This is a genomic window from Alcanivorax nanhaiticus (genome assembly GCF_000756665.1).
Classification (GTDB): Bacteria; Pseudomonadota; Gammaproteobacteria; order Pseudomonadales; family Alcanivoracaceae; genus Alcanivorax; species Alcanivorax nanhaiticus.
Map to the genome: position 1 here is coordinate 302,417 of NZ_ARXV01000004.1, position 25,989 is coordinate 328,405.

Annotated in this window: 26 protein-coding genes and 1 tRNA gene; 17 read left to right on the forward strand and 10 right to left on the reverse strand. The window is 58.6% G+C overall.

Translation table 11 applies throughout. The features are described from left to right. Nucleotides 1–35 precede the first annotated feature (35 nt). The 3 genes from mreD to Y5S_RS07235 are packed head-to-tail and all read right to left on the reverse strand — an operon-like array spanning nt 36 to nt 2,402. A complete protein-coding gene (mreD, locus tag Y5S_RS07225) occupies nt 36–527 on the reverse strand; it encodes a rod shape-determining protein MreD (RefSeq protein ID WP_035231703.1) in 492 nt (163 codons plus the stop codon). Then, nucleotides 517–1,365 carry a rod shape-determining protein MreC gene (mreC, locus tag Y5S_RS07230; RefSeq protein ID WP_035231705.1) on the reverse strand — a complete coding sequence of 283 codons (849 nt, stop codon included), beginning with the start codon at nt 1,363–1,365 and terminating at the stop codon, nt 517–519. The genes mreD and mreC overlap by 11 nt, the downstream gene beginning before the upstream one ends. After that, nucleotides 1,365–2,402, reverse strand: coding sequence for a rod shape-determining protein (locus Y5S_RS07235; RefSeq protein WP_035231859.1), 1,038 nt, complete (start codon nt 2,400–2,402; stop codon nt 1,365–1,367). The genes mreC and Y5S_RS07235 overlap by 1 nt, the downstream gene beginning before the upstream one ends. Before the next feature lie 273 nt (nt 2,403–2,675). Between Y5S_RS07235 and gatC the strand changes: the two genes are divergently transcribed. From gatC to Y5S_RS20105, 6 genes are all read left to right on the forward strand, one after another. Further along, nucleotides 2,676–2,963 carry an Asp-tRNA(Asn)/Glu-tRNA(Gln) amidotransferase subunit GatC gene (gene gatC, locus Y5S_RS07240; protein WP_035231708.1) on the forward strand — a complete coding sequence of 96 codons (288 nt, stop codon included), beginning with the start codon at nt 2,676–2,678 and terminating at the stop codon, nt 2,961–2,963. 15 nt (nt 2,964–2,978) lie between these two features. Continuing rightward, nucleotides 2,979–4,439, forward strand: coding sequence for an Asp-tRNA(Asn)/Glu-tRNA(Gln) amidotransferase subunit GatA (gene gatA / locus Y5S_RS07245; RefSeq protein ID WP_035231711.1), 1,461 nt, complete (start codon nt 2,979–2,981; stop codon nt 4,437–4,439). Further along, on the forward strand, nt 4,436–5,878 hold the full coding sequence (gatB, locus tag Y5S_RS07250; protein WP_035231714.1) for an Asp-tRNA(Asn)/Glu-tRNA(Gln) amidotransferase subunit GatB: 1,443 nt from the start codon (nt 4,436–4,438) through the stop codon (nt 5,876–5,878). The genes gatA and gatB overlap by 4 nt, the downstream gene beginning before the upstream one ends. Before the next feature lie 49 nt (nt 5,879–5,927). Further along, nucleotides 5,928–6,743 (forward strand): crotonase/enoyl-CoA hydratase family protein, encoded by an 816-nt coding sequence (locus tag Y5S_RS07255; protein ID WP_035231716.1) that lies wholly within the window; start codon nt 5,928–5,930, stop codon nt 6,741–6,743. Between the two features lie 231 nt (nt 6,744–6,974). After that, nucleotides 6,975–7,757, forward strand: a complete 783-nt coding sequence (locus Y5S_RS07260; RefSeq protein ID WP_035231719.1) for a cyclic nucleotide-binding domain-containing protein — start codon at nt 6,975–6,977, stop codon at nt 7,755–7,757. A 33-nt stretch (nt 7,758–7,790) separates the two neighbouring features. After that, on the forward strand, nt 7,791–7,925 hold the full coding sequence (locus tag Y5S_RS20105) for a hypothetical protein (protein WP_269319438.1): 135 nt from the start codon (nt 7,791–7,793) through the stop codon (nt 7,923–7,925). Here the strand turns inward: Y5S_RS20105 and Y5S_RS07265 are convergent. From Y5S_RS07265 to hemA, 4 genes are all read right to left on the reverse strand, one after another. Further along, nucleotides 7,901–8,665 carry a HesA/MoeB/ThiF family protein gene (locus Y5S_RS07265; RefSeq protein ID WP_035231861.1) on the reverse strand — a complete coding sequence of 255 codons (765 nt, stop codon included), beginning with the start codon at nt 8,663–8,665 and terminating at the stop codon, nt 7,901–7,903. The two genes, Y5S_RS20105 and Y5S_RS07265, sit on opposite strands and share 25 nt — an antisense overlap. A 90-nt stretch (nt 8,666–8,755) precedes the next feature. Beyond that, the gene (gene prmC / locus Y5S_RS07270) at nt 8,756–9,577 is read right to left on the reverse strand and encodes a peptide chain release factor N(5)-glutamine methyltransferase (RefSeq protein WP_035231722.1); all 822 of its coding nucleotides are present in this window, start codon (nt 9,575–9,577) and stop codon (nt 8,756–8,758) included. 1 nt (nt 9,578) lies between these two features. Beyond that, nucleotides 9,579–10,664 carry a peptide chain release factor 1 gene (gene prfA / locus Y5S_RS07275; RefSeq protein WP_035231724.1) on the reverse strand — a complete coding sequence of 362 codons (1,086 nt, stop codon included), beginning with the start codon at nt 10,662–10,664 and terminating at the stop codon, nt 9,579–9,581. Nucleotides 10,665–10,692: 28 nt separating this feature from the next. Beyond that, a complete protein-coding gene (gene hemA / locus Y5S_RS07280; protein WP_035231727.1) occupies nt 10,693–11,970 on the reverse strand; it encodes a glutamyl-tRNA reductase in 1,278 nt (425 codons plus the stop codon). Nucleotides 11,971–12,197: 227 nt separating this feature from the next. On the opposite strand from hemA, the gene Y5S_RS07285 reads away from it, so the two are divergent. From Y5S_RS07285 to pth, 7 genes are all read left to right on the forward strand, one after another. Next, on the forward strand, nt 12,198–13,910 hold the full coding sequence (locus tag Y5S_RS07285; RefSeq protein ID WP_035231730.1) for a tetratricopeptide repeat protein: 1,713 nt from the start codon (nt 12,198–12,200) through the stop codon (nt 13,908–13,910). Then, nucleotides 13,907–14,476, forward strand: a complete 570-nt coding sequence (lolB, locus tag Y5S_RS07290; protein WP_035231733.1) for a lipoprotein insertase outer membrane protein LolB — start codon at nt 13,907–13,909, stop codon at nt 14,474–14,476. Before Y5S_RS07285 ends, lolB begins: the two co-directional genes overlap by 4 nt. Then, nucleotides 14,473–15,366, forward strand: coding sequence for a 4-(cytidine 5'-diphospho)-2-C-methyl-D-erythritol kinase (gene ispE, locus Y5S_RS07295; RefSeq protein WP_035231735.1), 894 nt, complete (start codon nt 14,473–14,475; stop codon nt 15,364–15,366). Before lolB ends, ispE begins: the two co-directional genes overlap by 4 nt. Nucleotides 15,367–15,387: 21 nt before the next feature. Then, nucleotides 15,388–15,463: transfer RNA gene (locus tag Y5S_RS07300), tRNA-Gln, on the forward strand. A gap of 73 nt (nt 15,464–15,536) precedes the next feature. Beyond that, the gene (locus Y5S_RS07305; RefSeq protein ID WP_035231737.1) at nt 15,537–16,496 is read left to right on the forward strand and encodes a ribose-phosphate pyrophosphokinase; all 960 of its coding nucleotides are present in this window, start codon (nt 15,537–15,539) and stop codon (nt 16,494–16,496) included. Between the two features lie 206 nt (nt 16,497–16,702). Further along, nucleotides 16,703–17,341: a 50S ribosomal protein L25/general stress protein Ctc gene (locus Y5S_RS07310; protein WP_035231740.1), complete on the forward strand. Its 639-nt coding sequence runs from the start codon at nt 16,703–16,705 to the stop codon at nt 17,339–17,341. A gap of 8 nt (nt 17,342–17,349) precedes the next feature. Then, nucleotides 17,350–17,937: an aminoacyl-tRNA hydrolase gene (gene pth / locus Y5S_RS07315; RefSeq protein WP_035231742.1), complete on the forward strand. Its 588-nt coding sequence runs from the start codon at nt 17,350–17,352 to the stop codon at nt 17,935–17,937. A 117-nt stretch (nt 17,938–18,054) separates the two neighbouring features. Here pth and Y5S_RS07320 read toward each other — a convergent pair whose 3' ends face one another. Continuing rightward, complete coding sequence (locus Y5S_RS07320; protein WP_035231743.1) at nt 18,055–18,795, reverse strand: glutathione S-transferase family protein; 741 nt, start codon at nt 18,793–18,795, stop codon at nt 18,055–18,057. 172 nt (nt 18,796–18,967) lie between these two features. Between Y5S_RS07320 and ychF the strand changes: the two genes are divergently transcribed. Next, nucleotides 18,968–20,059, forward strand: coding sequence for a redox-regulated ATPase YchF (gene ychF, locus Y5S_RS07325; RefSeq protein WP_035231745.1), 1,092 nt, complete (start codon nt 18,968–18,970; stop codon nt 20,057–20,059). 107 nt (nt 20,060–20,166) lie between these two features. Here ychF and cysE read toward each other — a convergent pair whose 3' ends face one another. Together cysE and Y5S_RS07335 are read right to left on the reverse strand one after the other, a co-directional pair. Then, complete coding sequence (gene cysE / locus Y5S_RS07330; RefSeq protein WP_035231747.1) at nt 20,167–20,934, reverse strand: serine O-acetyltransferase; 768 nt, start codon at nt 20,932–20,934, stop codon at nt 20,167–20,169. A 52-nt stretch (nt 20,935–20,986) separates the two neighbouring features. Next, complete coding sequence (locus tag Y5S_RS07335; protein WP_035231749.1) at nt 20,987–21,760, reverse strand: RNA methyltransferase; 774 nt, start codon at nt 21,758–21,760, stop codon at nt 20,987–20,989. A gap of 426 nt (nt 21,761–22,186) precedes the next feature. Here Y5S_RS07335 and Y5S_RS07340 point away from each other — a divergent pair, with 426 nt between their 5' ends. From Y5S_RS07340 to Y5S_RS07350, 3 genes are all read left to right on the forward strand, one after another. Then, nucleotides 22,187–23,005, forward strand: coding sequence for an inositol monophosphatase family protein (locus Y5S_RS07340; RefSeq protein WP_035231750.1), 819 nt, complete (start codon nt 22,187–22,189; stop codon nt 23,003–23,005). A 260-nt stretch (nt 23,006–23,265) separates the two neighbouring features. After that, complete coding sequence (locus tag Y5S_RS07345) at nt 23,266–24,723, forward strand: NAD-dependent succinate-semialdehyde dehydrogenase (protein ID WP_035231751.1); 1,458 nt, start codon at nt 23,266–23,268, stop codon at nt 24,721–24,723. A gap of 135 nt (nt 24,724–24,858) precedes the next feature. Next, nucleotides 24,859–25,986, forward strand: a complete 1,128-nt coding sequence (locus Y5S_RS07350; RefSeq protein ID WP_035231754.1) for an isocitrate/isopropylmalate dehydrogenase family protein — start codon at nt 24,859–24,861, stop codon at nt 25,984–25,986. Nucleotides 25,987–25,989 lie beyond the last annotated feature (3 nt).

Here is a 25,989-nt window from a genome sequence, read left to right on the forward strand (position 1 = left end):
GTTCACTGTTAACTATTCACTGTTAACTGAATTGCTCAGCGTACAATAAATCGTAACTGAACCCAGCGCAGTAGCGCACAGACCGGGCGCCAGACAACCGCACTGGCCAGAGATGAATACAGGATGGTATAGGGAGGATAGAGCGTGCGACCCACGGCTTCCTGAACCAGATAAGCCAGCAGACTGACGGACCCCACCAGCAGGAAGATCACCGCACATTGCTGTAGCACCGTAAATACCCGCATGCGCTTGTAGGCCAGCAGCATGATGAAGGCACCGAGGGAAAAGCCCAGTCCCCACTGCCCCAGCGTAGCACCGGTCAACACATCCATGTAAAGCCCGACAAAGAATCCCCACAACACGCCAACCCGACGCGGCAGGGTTAACACCCAGTAGACCAGCACCAGCAGCATCCACTCCGGACGTACCCAGTTGGCAGTCTCTGGCAAAGGGATGACTTCCAGCAGGGCCGCCAGCAACAAGGTAACCACCAGAACGCCTGTCCCGGCGGGACGATCATCCCTCATCACTCACCTCCGCAGATGACCGCTCGGGCTGCGGTGTCGGCTGTACCAGCAACACATGGCTAGCACGATCAATTCGAGCCGTAGGTCGTGCTGTGATCTCGGCAAATGCCGCGCCGGATTGATGGCGCACACTGGTAATCGTCGCCACCGGGTAACCTCGAGGATAACGCTGACCAAGACCAGTGCTTACCAAGAGATCACCTTCCTGAATATCTGCAGTATCAGGCACATATAACAGTCGCAGACCACCAGTCTGACCGGTACCCGCAAGCACGGCGCGCACGCCATTACGGTTCACCTGCACACTCATGGCATGACTGGCGTCGGTCAACAACAAAACTCGGGAACTCAAAGGCCCGGCTTCTACCACCTGACCAATCAGCCCCTGGGCATCCAGCACCGCCTGTCCTGTGATCACCTGGGAGCCAGACCCCTTGTTGATGATCAATTCCTGGCGATTGGGGTCCGCATCCAGACCAATAATTTCCGCCACCAGTACATTGGCATCCAGATCCGCAGAAGAATTAAGCAATTCCCTCAGGCGCACGTTCTCTGCCTCCAGCACCGCCAGGCGCTGAACCTTCTGTTCGAGAATCAGGGATTTACGCTGCAGGCGACGATTTTCATCCAGCAACGAAGAGCGGCTCTGCGCCTGTTCAGACAGCCACTCACCAGAATCCACCGGCAGATGGGCAATATAGTGAATTGGCGCGGTCAGGCCGCCCAGGAAATACCGTACCGGACCCGCCCACGGAGTACGCTGGTCCAGCACCATCGCGATAATGGCGAGTACCAGCGCAATCAGCAGACGGTAAAGAGGATTGGCCGGAGCCGTCATCAGCCCATGGCCAGCATGTCAAAGCCCTGGCTGTCCATCAGCTCCAGCGCCTTGCCACCACCGCGTGCCACACAGGTCAGCGGATCATCGGCGATGATCACCGGCAGGCCGGTTTCTTCGGACAGCAGACGGTCGATATCACGCAGCAGCGCGCCACCACCGGTAATCACCAGGCCACGCTCTGCGATATCGGATGCCAGTTCCGGGGGAGAGGCTTCCAGCGCATTCTTAACCGCGTTGACAATCGCTGCCAGCGGCTCTTTGAGTGCTTCCAGAATTTCTTCGGAATTCAGGGTGAAGCTGCGCGGCACCCCTTCGGCCAGATTACGGCCACGCACGTCAATCTCACGGATCTCGCCACCCGGGTAAGCGGTGCCAATCTCGTGCTTGATGCGCTCGGCGGTGGATTCACCGATCAGCGAGCCGTATTCCTTGCGCACAAAGGCCACGATGGCTTCATCGAAGCGGTCACCACCAATGCGCACAGATTCGGAGTACACCACGCCATTCAGGGAAATCAGGGCGATCTCGGTAGTACCACCACCGATATCCACCACCATGGAACCGCGTGCTTCTTCCACCGGCAAACCAGCACCGATAGCCGCAGCCATGGGTTCTTCGATCAGGTAGACATCACGAGCACCCGCGCCATAGGCGGAGTCCTGAATGGCCCGACGCTCCACCTGAGTAGATTTACAGGGCACACACACCAGCACACGGGGCGCCGGCGGGAAGAAGCCAGTGTCATGAACCTTCTTGATGAAGTACTGGAGCATCTTCTCGGTCACGTCGAAATCGGCAATCACACCGTCTTTCATCGGCCGGATGGCAGTAATATTGCCGGGGGTACGACCCAGCATACGCTTGGCGTCGGCACCTACGGCAGCCACGCTCTTCTGCGCCCCGTGATGACGGATAGCAACCACTGAGGGCTCATCCAGCACGATGCCGCGGCCGCGTACGTAAATAAGAGTATTAGCGGTCCCCAAATCGATGGAGAGATCGGTGGAGAACATCCCCCGAATACGCTTGATCATGGACATCCTGGCCAGTTTCCTGAATTTTTCGCGAAAATCCGATGCCCGGCGGCAAAAAGCAGGGCATCGCTAAGATGGCGCAACTCTAGCAACGGCGCGATCATTGGGCAAGCAATGGCGTCACGCTTGCTCGCCCTTTCTCACCGCCGGACAGTGGTCGCGGATAGGCGGTCTATGGTACTTTTTGCGGCTTTCCGGCCCAGTATAACGGAGTGCACCCCTTTGCACTCCCCGCCGGCAGTGCTCCGATACCGCGCCAATATGGAGAAAACCATGGCCATTGATTCCAAGGTGGTAGCCCAGGTTGCCCACCTGGCCCGCCTGAAAGTGGACCAGGCAGACAGCGACGCCCTGTCCAGCCGCCTCAACGACATCCTCGCGATGGTCGACCAGCTGCAGCAGGCTGACGTCGCTGATGTGGCCCCCATGGCCCACCCTCTGGATGTGACCCAGCCCCTGCGCGACGACGAAGTCAGCGAGCCGAACATTCGTGACAAGGCACTGGAAATCGCCCCCGCCGCCGAAGACGGCTGCTTCCTGGTCCCCCGGGTGATCGAATAACAGATGAGTGACGCCATGCACACCAAGACACTGACCGAACTCAAGGCCGGCCTGGCCAACGGCGACTTCTCTTCCAGGGAACTCACCGAACACTTCCTGGCCCGCATCAAGCAGTTCGACGGCGAGCTGAACAGCTTCGTCACCGTTACCGAGCAACAGGCCCTGGCCCAGGCTGACGCCGCCGACCAGGCCATCGCCGCAGGGCAGACGGGACTGCTTACCGGCCTGCCCATTGCTCACAAGGACATCTTCTGCACCGAGGGGGTGCGCACCAGCTGCGGCTCCAAAATGCTGGATTCCTTTATTGCTCCCTACACCGCCACCGTGGTCAACAAGATGGCCAGCGAGGGCGCGGTGATGCTGGGCAAGACCAACATGGACGAGTTCGCCATGGGCTCCTCCAATGAAACCAGCTACTACGGGCCAGTGAAGAACCCCTGGGATCTGGAACGGGTTCCCGGCGGCTCCTCCGGCGGTGCTGCTGCCTGCCTCGGCGCACGCCTGGCCCCTGCCGCCACCGGCACCGATACCGGCGGCTCGATTCGCCAACCAGCCGCGCTCAATAACATCACAGGTCTCAAACCTACCTACGGGCGGGTTTCCCGCTGGGGCATGATTGCCTTCGCCTCCAGTCTGGATCAAGCTGGCCCCATGGGTCAGAGCGCCGAAGACTGTGCACTGATGCTGCAGGCCATGGCCGGTCATGATCACCGTGACTCCACCAGCCTGAATCAGAAAGTGGACGACTACCTCGGCGCGCTTAAAGAAGACATCAGCGGCCTGACCATCGGTATCCCGGAAGAATTCTTCCCGGACACTCTGGACGGCGCCATCGCCGACAACAGTCGCGCCGCCATCCGTGAACTGGAAAAACTCGGCGCCAAGGTAGTGTCCGTGTCGCTGCCCAGCATCAAGCTGTCAGTGCCAGCCTACTATGTCATTGCTCCGGCGGAAGCCAGCTCCAACCTGAGCCGTTTCGACGGGGTGCGCTTCGGTCACCGCTGCGACGACCCGAAGGATCTGGAAGACCTGTACAAGCGCTCCCGTTCCGAAGGTTTCGGTGACGAAGTGAAGCGCCGCATTCTGGTGGGCACCTATGCGCTGTCTGCCGGCTACTATGACGCCTACTACCGTCGTGCCCAACAGGTTCGCCGTCTGATCCGTGATGACTTTGCCCGCGCCTTTGAAAAGGTGGATGTACTGATGGGTCCCACGGCTCCCGAGACCGCCTTCAAGCTTGGCGCAAAGAAAGATGACCCAGTCAGCATGTACATGGCCGACGTCTTTACCATCGGCGTCAACCTGGCAGGCCTGCCAGCCCTGTCCATGCCCACCGGTTTCATCAACGGCTTGCCTACTGGCACCCAGGTCATCGGCAACTATTTCCGTGAAGGCCAGATTCTTAACGTGGCGCACAAGTATCAGCAGGTAACCGACTGGCACCGCCAGCTGCCGACTTTTGGAGGTGAACAATGAGTTGGGAAGTCGTGATTGGTCTGGAAATTCACGTCCAGCTCAATACCACCAGCAAACTGTTTTCCGGCAGCAAACTGTCCACCGGCGCCGAGCCAAACACCCAGGCATCACTGGTCGATCTGGGCATGCCCGGCACCCTGCCCGTGGTGAACAAGGAAGCGGTGCGCAAGGCCGCCCTGTTTGGTCTGGCCATCAATGCGGATATCTGTCGCCACAGCGTGTTTGAACGGAAAAATTATTTTTATCCGGATCTGCCAAAAGGCTACCAGACCACCCAGCTGGACAAGCCCATCGTGGGCGCAGGTGTCGTTGAAGTGCAGCTGGAAAGCGGTGAGAAAAAAGTCGTTCGCATTCATCACGCCCACCTGGAAGAAGATGCGGGAAAATCCCTGCACGAAGACTTCCATGGCATGACCGGCATCGACCTGAACCGTGCTGGCACCCCGTTGATCGAAGTGGTCACCGAACCGGACATGAGCAATGCGGAAGAAGCGGTGGCGTTTGCAAAAAAACTGCACGCCATTGTCACGTCCATTGGCATCTGTGATGGCGACATGTCCCAGGGCAATATGCGCTTCGATGTGAACGTTTCCATCCGCAAGCCTGGCGAGCCTCTCGGCACCCGTACCGAAACCAAAAACCTGAACTCCTTCCGCTTCATGGAACGTGCGATCAAGCTGGAAGTAGAGCGTCAGATTGATGTACTGGAAGACGGCGGCGAGATCGTACAGGAAACACGGTTGTACAACGGCGACACCCACACCGCCCGCTCCATGCGCAGCAAGGAAGACGCCAACGATTACCGCTACTTCCCCTGCCCCGATCTGCTGCCGGTAGAAATTACCGACGCTGATCTGGACGCACTGAAAGCAGCCATGCCAGAACTGCCTGATGCCCGCAAGGCACGTTTTATCGCTGACTATCAGCTATCAGAATATGACGCCGATCTGCTCTCTGGCGACCTGGCCACCGCGGCCTTCTTTGAAGGCGCAACAAAAGCCGGTGGCGACGCCAAACTGGCTGCGAACTGGGTCATGGGTGAACTGGCTGCCAAGCTCAATGCGGAAGAGAAAGCCATTGGCGAAAGCCCCGTTTCTGCTGAACAACTGGGTCAGCTGATTGCCCGACTGAAAGACGGCACCATCAGCTCCAAGATTGCCAAGCAGGTATTCGAGGCTTGCTGGGCCGGCGAAGGTGATCCAGACGTTGTTATTGAAGCCAAAGGCCTCAAACAAATGAGCGATAGTGGCGAACTGGAAAAAATTGTTGACGACATTATCGCCAACAACGCGCCACAGGTAGAGGATTACCGCAATTCAGACGATGACAAGCGCAAGAAAAAAATCGGCTTCTTCGTCGGCCAGGCCATGAAAGCCACTCAAGGCAAAGCCAACCCGCAACAGCTGAATCAGCTGTTGAAACAGAAACTGGACCAATAACCGCTGCGGGCGCACTGCGCCTGCTTCGGGTTTGCTACAGGATTCGAGCATGAGCACCACGTTCAAGAATCGCGTCACCCTGGAAAAGAAAAGCGCCATCGCTTACGTCACCCTGTCCCGCGCCGACAAATATAACGGCCTGGATTTCGACATGATGGAAGGCTTGATTGAAGCCTCCCGGGCGGTGCGAAAGGACCGCGACATTCGTGCCGTGATTCTGCAAGGTGAAGGCAAGGCATTCTGCGCCGGTCTGGACTTTGGCACTGTAATGAAACAACCGTTAAAAGTGCTGAAAAGTTTCACCAAATACGGCATCAAGAAAACCAACCTGTTCCAGGAAGTCTGCTGGTGCTGGCGAGAACTACCGGTACCGGTCATCGCGGTACTGCACGGCTACTGCTACGGCGGCGGCATGCAGATTGCGCTGGCCGCAGACTTCCGTTTTGCAACCCCGGATTGCGAAATGTCCATCATGGAAATCAAGTGGGGACTGATTCCCGACATGACTGGCACAGTCACCCTGCGCGAACTGGTACCCATGGACGTGGCCAAGGAACTGACCATGACTGGACGCCTGTTCAACGGCGAGGAAGCAAAAAGCCTGAATCTGGTGACCCGAGTCGCGGAGAATCCGCTGGAAGAAGCTGAAAAACTGGCCGCTGCCATTAAAACCCGTTCTCCGGATGGCATCAGTGCCGGCAAGAGCCTGTTCCAGCAAACCTGGAACGCATCCGAAGCCCAGGCCTTTGATATTGAAAGCAAGCTGCAGTTCAAGCTGATGCGCGGCAAGAACTACCGCCGAGCGCTGGCCGCCGGCAAGAAAAAGCAGACACCAGAGTTTGGCCCGCGCGAACGGGATTATTGAGAGAAGCCCCTGCACACATCCTGCGTCATGCAACACGCTAAAAGCCCGCCAGGACAACCCGGCGGGCTTTTTTTGTAAAACTTCCCCGCCAGCAGAAACCGGAACGCTGCAACGCTGTCATTTCACGTCAGACACCAGACGGCCGGCATGCACATCTGCCAACCCTGTACTGTTTTCTAATACTTTCTTACTGCATACTCGAAGAAAAGCACACACTTGGAGAGGCTCTGCATGATATCTGTGGCCGAAGCCAGTGGCGGTTTTGCCGCCTTGTCCCGGATGTACAAACGCCAGGTGAACGAACTCATCGGGCAGCTGCCCCTGCAGGCACAAACCCTTCCCCTGATCCCCACGGATGACGCCTTTCGCCATGGAATGTGTGAAGACACCACCTATGTGATCAAGGGTGGCATGCTGGGTATGCGCTGCGAAGATCGCAAGCTCTTCATCTGGGATGAAGGCGACCTGATTCTTCCCGACGCCGGCAACAACGAAATTACCTACTATGCAGAAAGCGCGGTATTACTGGCCGCCTATCCCACCGTCAAACTGGTGGAAGCCATTCTGGAAGATGCTCAACTGGCACGCTTGTGGACCCGTATTCTGACCACCCAGCAGGCAATGCTGGTGAGATTACTGGCCGCCCATATCCCCGAAGAATCCTACACCACCACCGGCTTCGCCTATTTTGAACCCGGTGATGTCATTCTTCGCCAGGGAGAACCCGCCAACTACGTGCTGAGCTTGTTTGAAGGCGATGCCGATGTGCTGGTTGATGACGTTGTTGTCGGTTCAGTACAAGAAGGCGAGGTGCTCGGTGCCATTGCCTTGCTGACTCACTCTCCACGCAGCGCCACGGTGCGGGCCAAAAGCCGCTGTTCCGTCGTCAAGGTGCCCAAGCACGAGTTCAAGGATTTGATTCGCTCCAACCCGGGCATGATCCACAGCCTGCTCACGGATATGGCCCGGCAGATAAAAACGCTTAATGGACAGGTGGTGGAACTGTCGGCCTGATTGACGGTGCATCACCAAACCGGAGGTGTAGTCATGAAACACTTACTTGGTGCGGCGTTTGCTCTTGCGGTGATTATTCTGATTATCATCGGGCTGACGGCAGAGGATCCACCTTCTCCTGACATGGAAGGCGTCCCGGCTTCTCAGCAGGAGGACAATCCCTCCTGAGAGTCACCGCAGACATGGCACCCCTTGTCACGACGCAGGGACACCTGGCGCCAGGTTAACGAGCGGCCATCAAACAGGTGCAACACCCCATACAGTTTGGCCCCCGTCAGCAACTGCAGCGCAGCCAGAGCCTGCATGGTTCCCACCGCCCCCACAACCGGACCAACGATTCCGGCCTGGCTGCAAGCAACATCACCGTCCGTGCCATCACCATAAACACAGGCGTAACAGGGGCTGCTGTCATCACGCGGATCAAACACAGCTAGCTGGCCATCCATGCGAATAGCCGCGCCGCTGACCAATGGGACCTTGTGTGCGACACAGGCTCTGTTCACCGCCTGACGAGTGGCGAAGTTATCCGTGCAATCCAGCACCAGTGACGCAGTAGACACCGCCTGACTCAGCCAGGACTCGTCAACTCGCGACACACAAGCCTGAATATCCACATCCGGATTTAATTGCAGCAGCTGATCACGAAGGGCCTGAGCCTTGGGTTGATTGATCTGGCTGCTCCGAAATGCGATCTGTCTATGCAGGTTACTCAGCTCCACATGATCGTCATCCGCCAGCACCAACCGGCCAACACCCGCGCCAGCCAGATACAACGCCGCCGGATTGGCCAGCCCACCGCAACCAACAATCAACACCTGCGCCCCCGCCAACGCCTCCTGCCCGGCAAGGTCCACCTCACTCACCATCAGCTGGCGGCTGTAGCGTTCGAGCTGTTCGTCATTAAACATAGTCATGTACCGCCACACCCCATGTGCTTCACTCGCAATCCAAATCGGGGCAACTTTCCTTTTCGACGACTGATAGCTCCGGTTCGAGGTTTATCGCCTTCCCAGAGTAATGCGGTCGTTGCCGCCCAGATCCTGAACCGTACGCACCTGCTCAAAACCGGCATCGCTCAACAGCGCATGCACCACAGCCCCTTGTTCAAATCCATGCTCCAGTATCAGCCAGCCACCGGCAACCAGCTTGCCCGTAGCCTGACGTGTAATCTCTGCCAGATCCGCCAGCCCCTTGTCCGCTGCCACCAGCGCAGAGCGAGGCTCAAAGCGTACATCCCCCTCCTGCAGATGGTGGTCCGCACCATCAATGTAAGGAGGATTGCTGACGATAAGGTCGAACAGGCCGTCACAAGGCAAAAGCCAACTGCCATGCAGACATTGCACCTGCGCGAGCAACACTTCTGCATTCCGCTCAGCCACCTTGAGCGCGGCCTCACTGAGATCCACCAGCGACACATCCCAGTCCGGCTGCTCCAGTGCCAGCGTAATACCAATGGCTCCAGTGCCCGTCCCCAAATCGACCACCCGCGCCTGTTTCGGCAACGGCAAGGTCAGGGCGGCCTCGATCAGGGTTTCGGTATCAGGGCGGGGAATGAGGGTGTCACTGGAGACCTGAAAAGGGCGGCCAAAGAATTCACGCTCGCCGACCAGATGCGCCACCGGCTCGCCGCGTTCACGGCGCGCCAGCAATATTTCGAAGGCCGCCAGCTGGGCGCCATCCAGTTCACGATCAGCCCAGGTGAACAGCCAGGTGCGGGTCTTATCCAACACATGACACAGCAACAACTCTGCATCCAGCGCGGCGGAAGGCGACGATGCCAGCCGACTGCGGGCATCACGCAGGGCGGCATCAATACGCATGTTACTGCTCGCCCAGGGCGGCCAACTGGTCTGCCTGGTGCTCGGCCAGCAGGGCACCCAGCACTTCGTCCAGGTCCCCTTCCATCACTTCCGAAAGGCGATAAAGCGTCAGGTTGATACGGTGATCGGTGACCCGTCCCTGGGGATAGTTATAGGTGCGAATTCGCTCGGAGCGATCCCCGGAACCCACCAGGGATTTTCGCTCTGCGGCCTGCTCGGCATGGGCCGCATTCTGCTGGGCATCATACAATTTGGCGCTCAGCAGACTCATGGCCTTGGCTTTGTTCTTGTGCTGGCTACGCTCATCCTGACATTCCACCACCACGCCAGTGGGCAAGTGGGTAATCCGTACCGCAGAATCGGTGGTATTAACGTGCTGACCACCCGCCCCGGAAGAGCGATAGGTATCAATCCGCAGATCTTCGTTACGGATCTGGATATCCCCCAGGTCTTCCGCCTCGGCCATGATCGCCACAGTACAGGCAGAGGTGTGAATACGGCCCTGAGACTCTGTGGCCGGCACGCGTTGCACCCGGTGCGCACCGGATTCGAATTTCAGCCGGGAATACACCCCATCACCAATGACTCGGGCAATGACTTCCTTGTAACCACCATGCTCCCCTTCGCTGGCACTCACCAGTTCGACCTTCCAGCCCCGCTGGTCAGCGTACTTGGAATACATGCGAAAAAGATCACCCGCGAAAATCGCAGCCTCATCACCGCCCGTGCCAGCACGCACTTCCAGGAAAACATTGGCACCGTCGCGAGGATCCTTGGGCAGCATCAGCATCTGCAGCTCGCCGGCCAGCTCATCCATACTGCTCTGGGCCTCACGAGCTTCTTCCGCGCCCATCTCACGCATTTCCGGGTCGCTATCCTCCTGCATGGCTCGGGCTGCTTCCAGGTTATCCACGCTTTGCAGATATTCACGGTAACACTTCACCACCGGATCAATTTCAGAGTATTCCCGGGACAGATCACGGAATCGGTTCTGGTTGCCGATCACTTCCGGATCAGACAACAGACCAGCCAGTTCCTCGAATCGATCGGCCAGCTTGTCCAGCTTGGTTTGCAGGGACGCTTTCATACTTTCCTCAACCCGTTACGGGCAGTCTTTATTCCGGGTCAGACAGATCTGTCTTGTCGTCATCTTCGAGCAGCAACTCGCGAGCAGTGAGCAGCGCTTCCGCGCGCCCTTCCGCCGCCATTCTGCGCAAGGTAACGCTGGGACCATGCAGCCACTTGTTGACCAGAGAATGCTGAAAACGGCGCAACACCTCTTCGGGATCGCTACCGTTGTTCAATTGTTGAAGGGCTTTGTCCAGCTCGCCAGCGGCCAGTTGGGTACGCTGCTCACGGTACTCGCGCAGCACAGAAACCGCATCTTGCTCACGGCGCTGGCGACGATGACGCACGATGGCATCGCGAATCAGTTCTGCGGCCTCCTGGGCGGCCTCCTGTCGGGCGCGCACATTTTCCTGAATCGCTTCCTGAAGATGATCTACCGTGTACAGGTAAACATCATCCAGATTGCCCACTTCCGGCTCGATATCGCGGGGCACAGCAATATCCACCATGAACATGGGCCGGTGGCGGCGCTGTTTGAGCGCACGCTCCACCATACCCTTGCCGAGAATCGGCAACGGCGCTGCGGTACAGGAAATCAGGATATCGGCACGCTCCAGCGCCACGGGCAATTCTTCCAGGCTGATGCCTCGCCCACCCACACTGGCAGCCAGTTCACTGGCACGCTCGGCAGTACGATTGGCAATGGTAATTTCACTGACTTGCTGTTCACTAAGATGACGGGCCACCAACTCAATCATCTCACCCGCGCCAATCAACAGCGCCCGGCTTTTCTTCAGATCAGCAAAGATATGGCGGGCAAAAGACACTGCAGCATAGGCCACCGATACCGGGTTGGCACCAATACCGGTTTCCGTGCGAATGCGTTTGGCAACGGAAAAGACTTCCTGGAAAACCCGCGACAACTCACCATTGAGCAGACCCGCTTCATGGGCGCGGGCGTAGGCTTCACGCATCTGCCCCAGAATCTGCGGCTCACCCAACACCAGAGAATCCAGACCGCCAGCCACACGCATCATGTGCTCCAGCGCCTGCTCACCCTGGTGGCGATAGAGAATGGAAACCAGCTTGTCACGGGAAAGATTGCGACGCTGGGCCAGCCAATCCACCAGATCCGGGCAGCTGTCGTCAGTCAGACAGTACAGTTCGGTACGATTACACGTGGAAAGCAACGCCGCTTCCCGGACACCTGGCATATCTCGAAGGCTGGCCAGCGCTGCTTGCGCCTGCTGCGTAGAAAACGCCAGGCGTTCGCGTAATTCCACATCTGCAGTGGTGTGATTAACGCCAACAGCGACCAGATTCATAGTGTCTCGTGCCCGTCAGTATCGACGGGCGGCACCCTTGCCCGTCCGTACCATTCTACCTGCCTCGCCCGCAAAATCGGGGCTGCAAGGGACAGGCATTTTGCGCGAAAGCGCCCGTTAAAACAATGATATGGGCCATAGAGCGGGGCTCTCATCGCAATATGGTTTTCGGCCTGCCAGCCACTGTGCCATGATAACCAAAACTGAAATCAGGCTAATTTCCTTTAATGACGCGTCTTTTCTATTTGCCACTGTGTGGCCTTCTACTGCTGCAGGGATGCACCACCCAGCCTGCCGCCCCCGAATCCGCGACCCCGGCACCGGTACAGACGGAAGCCGCCGAAGCACCGCCGCCCGCCTACGACAGCAACACGCTGGCGGATCTGCTGGTCGCCGAAGTGGCCGCCCAACGGCAGGCTTATGGGGTAACCCTGGGTTACTACACTGAAGCTGCCAAAACCACTGGCGACACCCGAGTGCTCAGCCAGGCCTCACAGCTGGCCCATTACCTGGAAGACCATCATCAGGCGCTACTGCTCAGCCAGCAGTGGCTGGAGCAAGACTCGGAGAACGAAGAAGCGCTGCAGCTGGCCATTCTCTCGGAAATTCGTCTCGGCAACACTGAAGCCGCCACCCGCTATCTGGACACCCTGCTGGGCGCCCACGGCGAACAGGCGCTGGGCCGCCTGGTCGCTCAGGCTCGCGGTCTGGATGCGGAAGGGAACCTGCAACTGGTTCAGGCACTGGCACAACTGACCGATCAATACCCGGAACAGGCCCCACTGTGGTATGCCCGCGCGCTATGGCAGGAACGGGAAGGCAATCTTCAGGCGGCACTTGAGGCGGATGAGCAGGCACTCAAACGCATGCCCCGTCACGAAGACGCCCTGCTGCTCAAGGCTCAGCTGCTGTTCAAACTTGGTGAGCACAAACAAGCGCTTCGTCATCTCAAGAAGCTGGTCCGCAAATACCCGGACTCCCGCCGGGCTCGCATCACCTATGTGCGCATGCTGCTGGCATCTGGCGAGGTGAAACAGGCAGAGAAACAGCTCCGCATCATGGCGGAACGAAACCCGGATGATCTGGACCTGAAATTCTCCCTGGCATTGCTGGCACTGGAAGCCGGTGCCACCAATACCGCTCGGGAGCAACTTCAGGAGCTGCTGTCCCTGAACTACCGTCCTGACGATGTGCATCTTTATCTGGCCCAGGGAGAAGAACAGCAGAATCAGCTGGAAGCCGCTATTGATCACTATCTCAAGGTTAGAGGCCCGCAAGCCATCCGCGCCCGGGTACAGGCCGCCCGCCTGATGGTGCGGCAGGGACAGTCCGAGCAGGCCCATGCCCTGCTCTCAGGCCTGAGACAGCAACATCCTGAAATGGCCACCAGCCTGACCCTTAGCGAAGCCGAAATGTATCACAGCAACGGTGATTCCGAGGCCGCTCTCACGCTGCTTAATGAGGCCCTGGAGAGCTCCCCGGACAATACCGAGCTGCGCTACAGCCGCGCCATGATGGCTGAGAAAAACGGTGACCTGGCCCAGCTTGAAGCGGATCTCAAGCACATTCTCAGCATTAACCCGGACGATGCCAGCGCCCTCAATGCGCTGGGCTACACCCTTGCCAACCGCACCCCCCGTCTCGATGAAGCGCACGACTATGTCTCCCGGGCACTGGCCCTGAGCCCCGACGACCCAGCGATTCTGGATTCCATGGGCTGGGTGCTTTATCGCCAGGGCAAACTCAAGGAGGCACGCAACTACCTGCGCCGAGCCTATGAAAAATTCCCCGACCCTGAAGTGGCAGCCCATTATGGCGAAGTACTCTGGGTGCTCGGAGCCCAGAACCAGGCACGTGAAATCTGGCGCGACACCCTGAACAGCAACCCGGACGCCCCTCATGTCCGCGAAACCATGGAAAGACTCGGAGCCCGTCTGTGAAAGCGCTTGTTTCCCTGATCGCACTCGCCACCGTGCTGGCCGGCTGTCAGATTCGCCCCACCACCACAGATACCTTCACCCACCCCAGCCAGATTGAACACTGGCAGATGGACGGCAAGCTGGGCTATCGCACATCCAACGACGGCGGCAGCGCCACCTTCGAATGGCAGCAGCAACCTACCCGTGGTGACATCCGCTTTTCCGGCCCACTGGGCTTTGGCAGTGCCGAATTACGCTGGGATCCGGGTCGCGCGGAACTGATTACCGCCAAACAGCAGTATCAGGCACGCAGCCCCGGCGAACTGGCCTGGCACCTGACCGGCTTCTGGATGCCCATTTCCGCCTTGCAATACTGGGCCCGAGGCCTGCCATGGCCGGGTGCCCCCGGCGAAGCCCGGTATGATGAAAATGAGCAGTTAATTGAACTGGAGCAGCTTGGCTGGCAGCTGGAATTTGATCGCTACCAGCCAGTGGCTGGCGTCAGCCTGCCCCATCGCGTCAAGGCACAACAAAACGGCAATCGCTTCACCCTGCTGATCAAGCAATGGGCCCCCGGCAAACCATGACCCTCACGCTCCCGGCCCCAGCCAAACTCAATCTGTTCCTGCATATCACCGGTCAACGACCGGATGGCTATCACTGCCTGCAAACCCTGTTCGCCCTGCTCGACCACGGCGACAGCCTGACGTTCTCGCCCAGCGACAAACTGCAGATGCACTGCAATGACCCGCAGTTACCTTGCGACGAGAGCAACCTGATACTTCGTGCGGCCAGCCTCCTGCAAGACCATACCAGCCATCAGGGAGGGGCCAGCATCACTCTGGAAAAACGCCTGCCCATGGGGGGCGGTGTTGGCGGAGGCTCCTCGGATGCCGCCACCGCCCTGCTCGGCCTGAATCAGTTGTGGGGACTAGACCTGTCCCTGGAAACATTGGCCGATTTAGGCCTGAAGCTGGGCGCCGATGTGCCCGTGTTTGTCCTCGGCCAATCCGCCTGGGCGGAAGGCGTGGGCGAGCAAATTACCCCGGTTTCTTTGCCTGATGCCCACTTTTTGGTCATTCACCCCGGAATTCATGTATCAACTGCTCGAATTTTCGGCGACCGGGAATTGACAAGGGATACCCCCATCAGTAAATTACCGGCCTCGCTTGAGGCGGTGCTGACCCGCGACTTTCACAATGACTGTGAAGCGGTAGCAAAACGGCACTTTCCAGAAATAGGAAAGACGCTGGACTGGCTCAGGCAACATGCGGGAAACTCCCGTATGACCGGTACAGGCGCTTGTTGCTTTGCAAGACTGACCGGACCGCAACAGGGGCAGCAGTTGCTGCAACAGTTGCCACAACACTGGACAGGTTTCGTCGCTCGAAGCAGAAACACCTCCCCTCTTCATGAGGCACTGGCAAGGTTTCGAGAGACACAGAATTCAGGCGAATCTGCACACATCGAAAAATAGTGCAGACCTGAAAAAGAGTGTTGGGGTATAGCCAAGTTGGTAAGGCAGCGGGTTTTGATCCCGTTATTCCCAGGTTCGAGTCCTGGTACCCCAGCCATATTTCTTCACCGGCCCCACCCCTTCCCCGGGGCCGGATAATACACGACAGGTCATCACGAAGAGAGGCGCCAGTGTCCAAGCTCGTCGTTTTCACCGGTAATGCTACCCCCGAACTGGCCCGCGCGATGGTCAACCACCTGAATCTGCCGATCGGTAACGCCGATGTGGGCACCTTCAGCGATGGCGAAGTGGCCGTCGAGATTCAGGAAAATGTCCGTGGCAAGGACGTATTCATCGTCCAGTCCACCTGCAACCCCACCAATAACAACATCATGGAACTGCTGGTCATGGCCGACGCCCTGCGTCGCTCCTCCGCCGGCCGTATTACCGCCGTGATGCCGTACTTTGGTTACGCCCGCCAGGATCGCCGCGTGCGCTCCGCACGAGTGCCGATTACTGCCAAAGTGGTGGCAGACATGATCACCACCGTGGGTATCGACCGCGTAGTAACCGTTGACCTGCACGCCGACCAGATCCAGGGCTTCTTCGACATTCCGGTAGACAACGTTTACGCCACCCCGCTGATCGTGGCTGACATCGAGCGCCAGAAACACGACGACCTGATGGTAGTGTCCCCGGACGTGGGCGGCGTAGTCCGTGCCCGCGCCCTGGCCAAGCAACTTAACGATGCCGACCTGGCCATCATCGACAAGCGCCGCCCCAAAGCCAATGTCTCCCAGGTCATGCACATCATCGGTGAAGTCAAAGGCCGCACCTGTATCCTGGTGGACGACATGGTCGATACCGCCGGCACCCTGTGCAAGGCCGCCGACGCCCTGAAAGAGCATGGCGCCGCCAAAGTCTACGCCTACATTACTCACCCGGTACTGTCTGGCCCGGCCATCGACAACATCGCCGGCAGCTCGCTGGACCAGCTTGTGGTCACTGACACCATCCCGCTGTCTGAAGCCGGCCGCGCCTGCGACAAGATCCGCGTCCTCAGCCTGGCTCCGATGCTGGCCGAGACCATCCGCCGGGTGAACAATGAAGAATCCCTGAGCGCCATGTTCGACCGGCTGGAGCTGGTATAGAACGCCGAAGGCCAGATGCTTGACGCCTGACGCTGAAACCCGCTTTTAGAGCGGGTTTTTGTTTTTGGGCGCATCGGGCATCAGGCGTCTGGCATCCGGCGTCCTTTTCATGCATAATCGCGCCCCCGCGGAATCCTCCGTGGGATTATTTAACCTCTCTGGCCGACCTGGTCGCGGGAAGCCCGAGAGCATACTGGAGACATACCATGTCCAATGAATTCCTGCTGAATGCAGAAAGCCGCAGCGATACAGGGAAAGGTGCGAGCCGCCGCCTGCGTCGTCTGCAAGACCGTGTTCCTGGCATCGTTTACGGTGGCGAAGCTGAGCCACAGATGATCAGCGTTGAGCTGCGTGAACTGAAGAAAGCCCTGGAAAACGAAGCCTTCTACAGCCACATCCTGACCCTCAAGATCGATGGCAAGGAAGTACAGGCTGTACTGCGTGACCTGCAGCGCAACCCGGCCAAGGGCTTCCCCACCCACGCTGACTTCCTGCGTGTGGACAAGACCCACAAGATCACCATGAACGTACCGCTGCACTTCATCAACGAAGCTACCTCCGTAGGCGTGAAGAAGCAGGGTGGCGAGATCCAACACAACATTTCCGAAGTGGAAGTGAGCTGTCTGCCGCAGGATCTGCCCGAGTTCATCGAAGTGGACATGACCGACGTTGAGCTGAATGCCATCGTTCACCTGTCCGACCTGAAGCTGCCGAAAGGTGTTGAACTGACTCAGCTGGCGCTGGGTGCAGATCATGACCAGCCGGTTGCAGCGATTCACGCGCCGAAAGTTCGAGCTTCCGAGTCTGACGACGAAGCCGGCGAAGAAGCCGCTAGCGAAGAATAAGACGCACGGTGGCGGAACCTGTTCGACTGATCGTGGGCCTGGGCAATCCAGGCCGCGAATACGAAGACACCCGCCACAATGCCGGCGTCTGGTATGTAGATGCCCTGGCTCGTCGCCAGGGCATCTACCTTACCGAAGACAAGAAATATTTCGGCCTCACCGGCACTTTCACCTTTGAAGGTGAGACCATCCGCCTGCTGGTACCGACCACCTTCATGAACCGCAGTGGTCAGGCCACCGCCGCTCTGGCGAACTTCTTCAAGATTCCCGTTTCGCAGATTCTCGTCGCCCACGACGAGCTGGACCTGCCTCCCGGTACCGCCCGCTTCAAAGTAGGCGGAGGGCACGGCGGCCATAACGGTCTGCGTGACATCATCAGCAAGCATGGCAACAGCCGCGACTTCTATCGACTGCGGTTGGGCATCGGCCACCCCGGCTCGGCAGCACTGGTCACCCCGCATGTACTGAACAAACCCTCGCAGGCAGACCGGGACCTGATCGACCGCGCCATCGACGAAGCGGTCTATTACACCCCGGATTTACTGCGTGGCGATCTCAATACGGCGATGAACAAGTTGAACGGGTTTAAGGCCTAGAATCAGAAGCGAGTGACGAGTCACGAGTTTCGAAAATCCACCCCCAAACACCTCCAACCTTCTCGCTTCTCGCTTCTCGCTTCTCGCAACTCGCAACTCGCAACTCGCAACCCACTATTATCGATCACCCGCGTACCGGGCCAACACCCACTGCCCCGCCGGGCGGTCGCGCAGTTTCTGCAGTTGCACCTGTAGCGCAGGTTTCAGAGTGCTTTCATCGAAGATATCCCAGGGAGTCCCCTCAGGGCTGAGCAGAGGAGCCAGCAGGCTGGCCGCGGCCACATCCGCCAATGAGAGACGCTCTCCTACCAGGTATTTGCCCGAGCCTTTTTTCAGCGTTTGCTCCAGCAGCTGCAGCCCCTCTTCCAGCCGCTGCTCAGAGCGCATCACAGCCTTCGGCTCAATACGATACAGACGCCGCACCCCTTCACGAGTCACCGGCGACAGTACCGATTGCACAACACCAGGCAGTCCGTACGGATCGAGCATGGCCTGCATCACTTCAGGGCGATCAATAATCTGTCCGTAGAGCCAGCGGCGCACATCCACACCAAGACGATCAAACTTCTGCTCCAGCTCAATCACACGGGCGCGCTGATCAGGGGTGGCGGGCAGCAAGGATCGCTGTGGATAGTGCTTTTCAAGGTAATAGGCAATCTTGGTGGAATCCCCCACCGTACGCCGTCCATCCCGGAGGATCGGCAGAGTGTCGATCCTGGCCATCAACCGGGTGCGCAGCCGGTGCGGCCCTGGCAGCAGGTTTTTCACCCGAAAATCGAGCCCCTTGTAATCCAGTTGCCAACGGGTCTTCTCACAATAGTGAGAGATCGGGAATTGGTAGAGAATGCGGTCCGTCATAATGTCATCAATCGGCCATGATAGAGGCCAGTCTAGCCCAGCCTGCGGGGCACACATCGGCATCAGCGCCTACCCCGTTCGTCCCGCCGGCAACCAGTCTTTCCGCCCTGTGGTGGTCGCTTTTTCAGCCCGCGTTGAGTAGCATTGCGCCCTCGAATTATGGAGGTCTGTCATGGGTTTCAAATGCGGTATCGTCGGTCTGCCCAACGTGGGTAAATCCACCCTGTTCAATGCGCTCACCAAGGCGGGGATTGATGCCGAGAACTTCCCGTTCTGCACCATTGAGCCCAACACCGGCGTAGTACCGGTACCGGACCCCCGGCTGAACAAGCTGGAAGCCATTGTCAGCCCCGAGCGGGTCATGCCTGCCACCATGGAGTTCGTGGATATCGCCGGCCTGGTCGCAGGCGCGTCCAAGGGCGAAGGTCTGGGTAACAAGTTCCTGGCCAATATCCGTGAAACCGATGCTATTGCCCATGTGGTGCGCTGCTTTGATGACGAGAACGTCATCCACGTGGCCGGCAAGGTCTCTCCACTGGATGATATCGCCGTGATCAACACCGAGCTGGCACTGGCGGATCTGGATACCGTGGAAAAGGCCCACCTGCGTGCCACCAAAGCCGCCAAGGGCCAGGACAAGGATGCCAAAGGCCTCCTTCCTGTTCTCGACAAGGTATTACCCGCATTGAACGAGGGCGAGCCTGCCCGCTCCGTGGAACTGAATGACGACGAGCGCAAAGCGCTCAAGAGCCTCAACCTGCTGACCCTTAAGCCGACCATGTACATTGCCAACGTGGACGAAGGCGGCTTCGAAGACAACGCTCTGCTGGATGCCGTACGCGAGCTGGCCGAGAAAGAGAACTCTTCCGTGGTGCCGATCTGCGCCAAGATCGAATCCGAAATCGCCGAGCTGGACGACGAAGAAAAAGCCGACTTCCTCGCTGACCTGGGCATGGAAGAACCCGGCCTCAACCGGGTAATCCGTGCCGGCTTCAGCCTGCTCGGCCTGCAGACCTACTTCACCGCCGGCAAGAAGGAGGTCCGGGCCTGGACCGTGAAAGTGGGCGCCACCGCTCCCCAGGCCGCGGGGGTGATCCACACCGATTTCGAGAAAGGCTTTATCCGCGCCGAAGTCACCGCCTACGACGATTACGTCGAGTATAACGGCGAGTCCGGCGCCAAGGATGCCGGCAAATGGCGTCTGGAAGGCAAGGAATACATCGTCAAGGACGGCGACGTGGTGCACTTCCGCTTTAATGTGTAAGCGCCACGGCACGCAACACGCCTCAGGCAACACGCAAACAAAAAGGCCGCCCCCGAGGGCGGCCTTTTTATTCGCTGTTAACTGTTCACTATTAACTGTTAACTGATTTAATCAGTGCCGCCAGCATTCACCGGCTCAAAGTCTTCATCCTTCAACTCCGGCAATTTCTCATCACAGCCCTGAATGCCCTGCTTCTTCAGGTTGGTGCATACCCGATCCAGCTTGTTGTCCACCGCATGCATGTGATCCAGCAACAGGTGGATCGCTTCGGCCACCGGGTCAGGCATGTCATTGCTGACACCATAGGCCTGGAACCCGATTTTCTCTGCCATCTCCTGACGAGTCTTTTCTTTCTCGGTCATCGGCTTGTTGATAACACGACCGGGAATCCCCACCACCGTGGCGCCCTCAGGGACTTCCTTGGTGACCACAGAATTGGAACCAATCTTGGCATTCTTGCGCACGATAAACGGGCCCAGCACCTTGGCACCGGCACCCACCACCACACCATCTTCCAGAGTGGGATGACGCTTGCCCTTGCTCCAACTGGTACCTCCCAGTGTCACTCCGTGATACAGGGTCACGTCATCGCCAATCTCGGCCGTTTCCCCAATCACTACACCCATGCCATGGTCGATAAAGAAACGCCGACCAATCTGGGCACCGGGGTGAATCTCAATCCCGGTGAGCCAGCGCGAAAAAGTGGACACAAACCGTGCCAGCTGTTTGAAATTGCGGCGCCACAAGGCATGAGCCAGGCGGTGGAACAGTACCGCGTGCAATCCGGGGTAATTAAGCAACACCTCCAGGGTGTTACGGGCCGCCGGGTCCCGGTGGAACACTGACGCAATGTCCTCGCGAACTCGATCAAACATAGCTACCTCATCTCGGGCCTTAGCCCTTATGGATGCGACAACCCCGAATGCGTTACGGGTTGCCGCCCTCCTTCATCTTTTTTTCCAGCGCCACCAACACACCGCGCAAAATGCTCATTTCCATTTTGTCCGGTCGGGCGCGCATAAACAAACGTCGCATGCGGGTCATGACCTGCCCCGGCTGCTCGGGATTCAGAAAGCCACTCTGCTCCATGACGTTTTCCAGATGATCCAGAAAACCGGAAACGGCCTCATTGGTGGCCAGCGGTTCATCCCAGAACATTTCCGGCAACGGCATTGCCTCCCTGCGGGAACGGGATTCCTGCAGATCAAAGTCCTCACCGAGCAGGGCCAGACGCAATTCATAGCTGATCAGCTGCACCGCAGAGGCCACATTCAACACCCCGTATTCCGGGTTGGTGGGCACACTGACGTGCAAGTTACAGCGACGCAGCTCGTCGTTGGTGAGACCCCGATCCTCGCGGCCGAACAGTACCGCAATGCGGGTTTCCTCCGGCTCGTGGGACAGCTGCGCGGCCAGCTGACGCGGGGTCAGACACGGCCAGGGAATACGGCGCTGGCGGGCACTGGTACCAATCACCAGGGTCGCCCCTTCCAGAGCCTCATCGACGCTCTGGCATACCTGGGCAGCTTCTAGCACATCCCCGGCACCGGACGCCCGGGCCGTCGCCTCTACGCTGGGATAGGACTGCGGCTGCACCAGACGCAGATCCGACAACCCCATGGTCTTCATGGCCCGGGCAGCGGCCCCAATATTGCCGGGATGGGTAGTTTCCACCATCACGATACGCACATTTTCCAGCATCAGCGTTCCTGTACAGAGGTCTGGTCGTAAAAGATGGCAATGTTATCATGGGACTGTATTAATGACTGCTTAGGGCCTGTTCACACTAATTCGATGGCCCCTGCTGGAGTCATTTTTTTGTCCAGTAGTTCCAACCGGTACGCAGTGTAGTGGCTCTACATAAGTAACGGTTGGGGCTGCTGGACGGAAAAAGGGCCCAGCCCTTCGGGTTGTGGCCCAAAATGCGCCACTCGTTGTTGCTCGTCGTTCATTTGGAGACACCAAACATCTCGCCTCGCGCCTAGATTGGCGCATTTTGGGCCACAACAGGGGCCACCGAATTAGTGTGAACAGGCCCAGGCTCTGCTACAATCCGCGCCCCGGCCAGGGCCTGACCCTGCGCACCGGCGTTCTTTGACAGCCCTATTTCTTTTTGAGGACAGATGCATGCATGCGCCGCAAGTGAATATCGCCCTGCGAGCCGCCCGTACCGCGGGTAACCTGATTCGACGTGCTGCGGAAAGCAGTGACCCGGTATCTGTCACCAAGAAGGGCATGAACGACTTCGTCACCGAAGTGGATCGTGCGGCTGAAAAACGCATTATCGAAACCCTCCTGAAAGCCTACCCGGACCACGGCATCCTCGCCGAGGAATCCGGCATTATCGAGGGCAAGGGTGAAGGGGCCGATTACCAGTGGGTCATCGATCCCCTCGATGGCACCACCAACTTCATCCATGGCTTTCCCCAGTTCTGTGTGTCCATTGCCCTCAAGTACAAGGGCAAGGTCGAACACGCGGTGATCTATGATCCCAACCGCGACGAGGAATTCACCGCCAGCCGTGGCCGTGGTGCCGCCCTTAACGGCCGCCGCATCCGTTGCACCAATCGCCCCGGCCTGGAAGGCTGTCTGATCGGCACCGGTTTCCCGTTCCGTAAGGACCAGGCCCCCTTTATGGATGCCTACCTGGGCATGTTCGCCGATATCGCCGCCAGCACCGCCGGCCTGCGCCGCCCCGGCTCTGCCGCCCTGGATCTGGCCTGGCTGGCCGCCGGCCGTCTGGACGGCTTCTTCGAATTCGGCCTGGCCGAGTGGGACATGGCAGCTGGCGCCCTGTTGATTACCGAAGCCGGCGGCCTGGTGGGTGACCTGAGCGGTGGCCATAAATTCCTGGAAAGCGGCGGCGTCGTCGCCGGCAGCCCGAAAGTCTTCAAGGGCCTGCTGCAAAAAATCAAACCGCACCTCACCGACGGCCTGCGGAGATAAAGGCAGCTACGAGCGTCTAGCTGCGACGCGGCTCAAGCCAAGTGCCAACCTGCACTTCTTGAGCCGCGCCCCATCGCCCTCTTTGGCAGCGTCCTTCCTTTTCAGTGTTTCTGCTTCTGCTTTTCCGCTTTTTCTCACAGCCCACAGCTAATCGCTCTTAGCTGATTTCCTTAGACCCCAAACCGATTTTTGCAATTCGGCATGGACTTCTGCGCCTCCTTTGCTAGCGTGAAAGACAGCAGCTAACAAGGAGACCCGGAATGACCGTAGTAAAACTGTCGGATCAGTCACTCTTTCGTGAGCAGTGTTACATCAATGGACAATGGTGTGACGCAGACGATGGCAGCACCATTCAGGTGGACAACCCGGCGACAGAAGAAACGCTGGGCAGCGCACCACGAATGGGCGAAGCAGAAACTCGCAAGGCCATTGATGCTGCCAATGCGGCGTTCCCTGCCTGGCGGGACAAGACCGCCGCCGAGCGTGCCAATCTGCTGGAAGCCTGGCATGACCTGATGATGCAGCATCAGGACGATCTTGGTCGCCTGATGACACTGGAGCAGGGCAAACCGCTGGCTGAAGCCAAGGGGGAAATCGCCTATGCGGCGTCCTTCCTGAAATGGTTTTCCGAAGAGGCTCGTCGCGCCTATGGCGACACCATCCCTGGTGCCAAGCCGGGCCAGCGTATCGTGGTCATCAAGCAACCCATCGGCGTCACCGCCGCAATCACCCCCTGGAACTTCCCGTCTTCCATGATCACCCGCAAGGCCGGTGCCGCACTCGCAGCAGGCTGCACCATGGTGGTCAAGCCGGCCAGCGCCACACCCTATTCTGCGCTCGCGCTGGCTGAGCTGGCAGCACGCGCAGGCATTCCGGCCGGAGTATTCAATGTCATTACCGGCAGCGCCGGTGCCATCTCTACCGCACTGACTGACTCCACCATCGTGCGCAAACTCAGCTTCACCGGTTCCACCGAGGTGGGCAGCAAGCTGATGGCCCAGTGCGCCAAGCATATTCAAAAGGTATCGCTGGAACTCGGCGGCAATGCGCCCTTCATCGTGTTCGACGATGCAGATCTGGACAAGGCCGTGGAAGGGGCCATGGCCAGCAAGTTCCGCAACACCGGCCAGACCTGCGTGTGTGTAAACCGCTTTCTGGTACAGGACAGCATCCACGACGCCTTCGTGGAAAAACTCAAGACCGCTATCGAAGCCATGAAGATCGGTGATGGCCTGGAAGACGGCGTCACCCAGGCCGCCCTCATCAATCGTGGAGCGGCTGACAAGGTTATCGAGCACATTGAAGATGCGCTCGGCAAAGGCGCCAAGGTGGTAACCGGAGGGCAACGCCACGAAAAGGGCGGCAGCTTTGTACAGCCCACCCTGATCACTGGTGTCACCCAGAATGCCCAACTTTGCCTCGAAGAGACCTTCGGTCCGCTAGCCGCCGTGATCACCTTCAAGGATGAAGACGAAGCCATTCGCATCGCCAACGATACCCCCTATGGACTGGCGGCCTACTTTTACAGCAACAACATCCACCGCTGTTGGCGTGTGGCGGAAGCGCTGGAAAGCGGCATGGTCGGTGTTAACGAAGGGATTATTTCCAATGCCGCCGCGCCATTCGGTGGCGTCAAGGAATCCGGCCTCGGCCGGGAAGGCTCCCACCAGGGCATGGACGAGTACCTGGAAGAGAAATACCTGTGTATGGGGAGTTAAAAGCAGTTACTAGCTATGAGCTGCTACGCGATCCAGGAAATACATGATTCAAGTCCTGTGCCCGCGCACAGACTCCGATGACAAAGATCGGTTTAAAGCTCATGGCTAGAAGCTCGCAGCTGACAGGAGTTATGGATGACCCAAACGCTGAAGATTGCACTGCTTCCCGGTGATGGTATCGGCCCGGAGGTCATGACCGTTACCGCGGAGATTTTGGCCGGGCTGGTATCGCGCTTTCAGCTGCCGGTGGAGGTACAATCCTTTGCCTGGCCATCCCATAGCTGGCACCAGCAGCACGGGCAGATGATGCCGGAAGACGGGGTTGATCAGCTGCGTGCGTTCGATGCCATCCTGCTGGGCGCCCTGGGTGATCCCGGCCCCATTGATGATCCGCAGCGCTATGTGCTTTCCGACAGCATCTCTCTCGCCCCCCTGCTGGCCCTTCGCAAGGAATTAAATCTGTGGGCCTGTGAACGGCCCGCTCGCTGGCTACCCGGTGCCCCCCAGTATCTTGCCGATTCCCGCGCCAATAACGTGGACATGCTGGTGATCCGGGAAAACAGCGAGGGCGAGTACAGTAATCAGGGCGGACGGCTGCGTGCCGGCACCCCCAACGAAGTAGCCACCCAAGTGGAGGTCTTTACGGCAGGTGCCACCGAACGATTAATCCGCCACGCCTTTGATCGCGCCCGCCAGCGGGCCGCGCTTCGCCATACGCCTCGCCACTTTGCCACCGGCAAAGAAGCCCAGGTCTGCCTGATCACCAAGCGAAATGCCCAACCCTTCTGGGGCGATCTCTACACCGAAACCTTTGCCCGCATTGCCCGGGAATACCCCGATGTGGATACCCACCACGAGCTGGTGGATGCCGCCTGCATGAAGTTCGTGCAATGCCCCTGGCGTTTCGATGTGGTGGTGGCCAGCAACCTGCACGGCGACATCCTCACCGATCTGGCCGCGGTACTGTGTGGCGGCCCGGGCCTGGCACCCTCCGCCAACCTCAATCCGGCGGATGCACGCATTCCTGCCCTGTTTGAGCCTGTACACGGCAGTGCCCCGGATATTGCAGGTCGCAACATGGCCGACCCCAGAGCTACCTTGATGAGCCTGGCCATGTTGCTGGATTATCTGGCCCACAAACATCCCGCCATCGGCAATGCGGCACAACATCTGCATGATCTGATTGCAGAGGATCTGAAATACGCTTTCTCGGGAACAAGAGAAACCGGGCAACGACTGAGTCAACGACTGGCTGCGGGATAACCC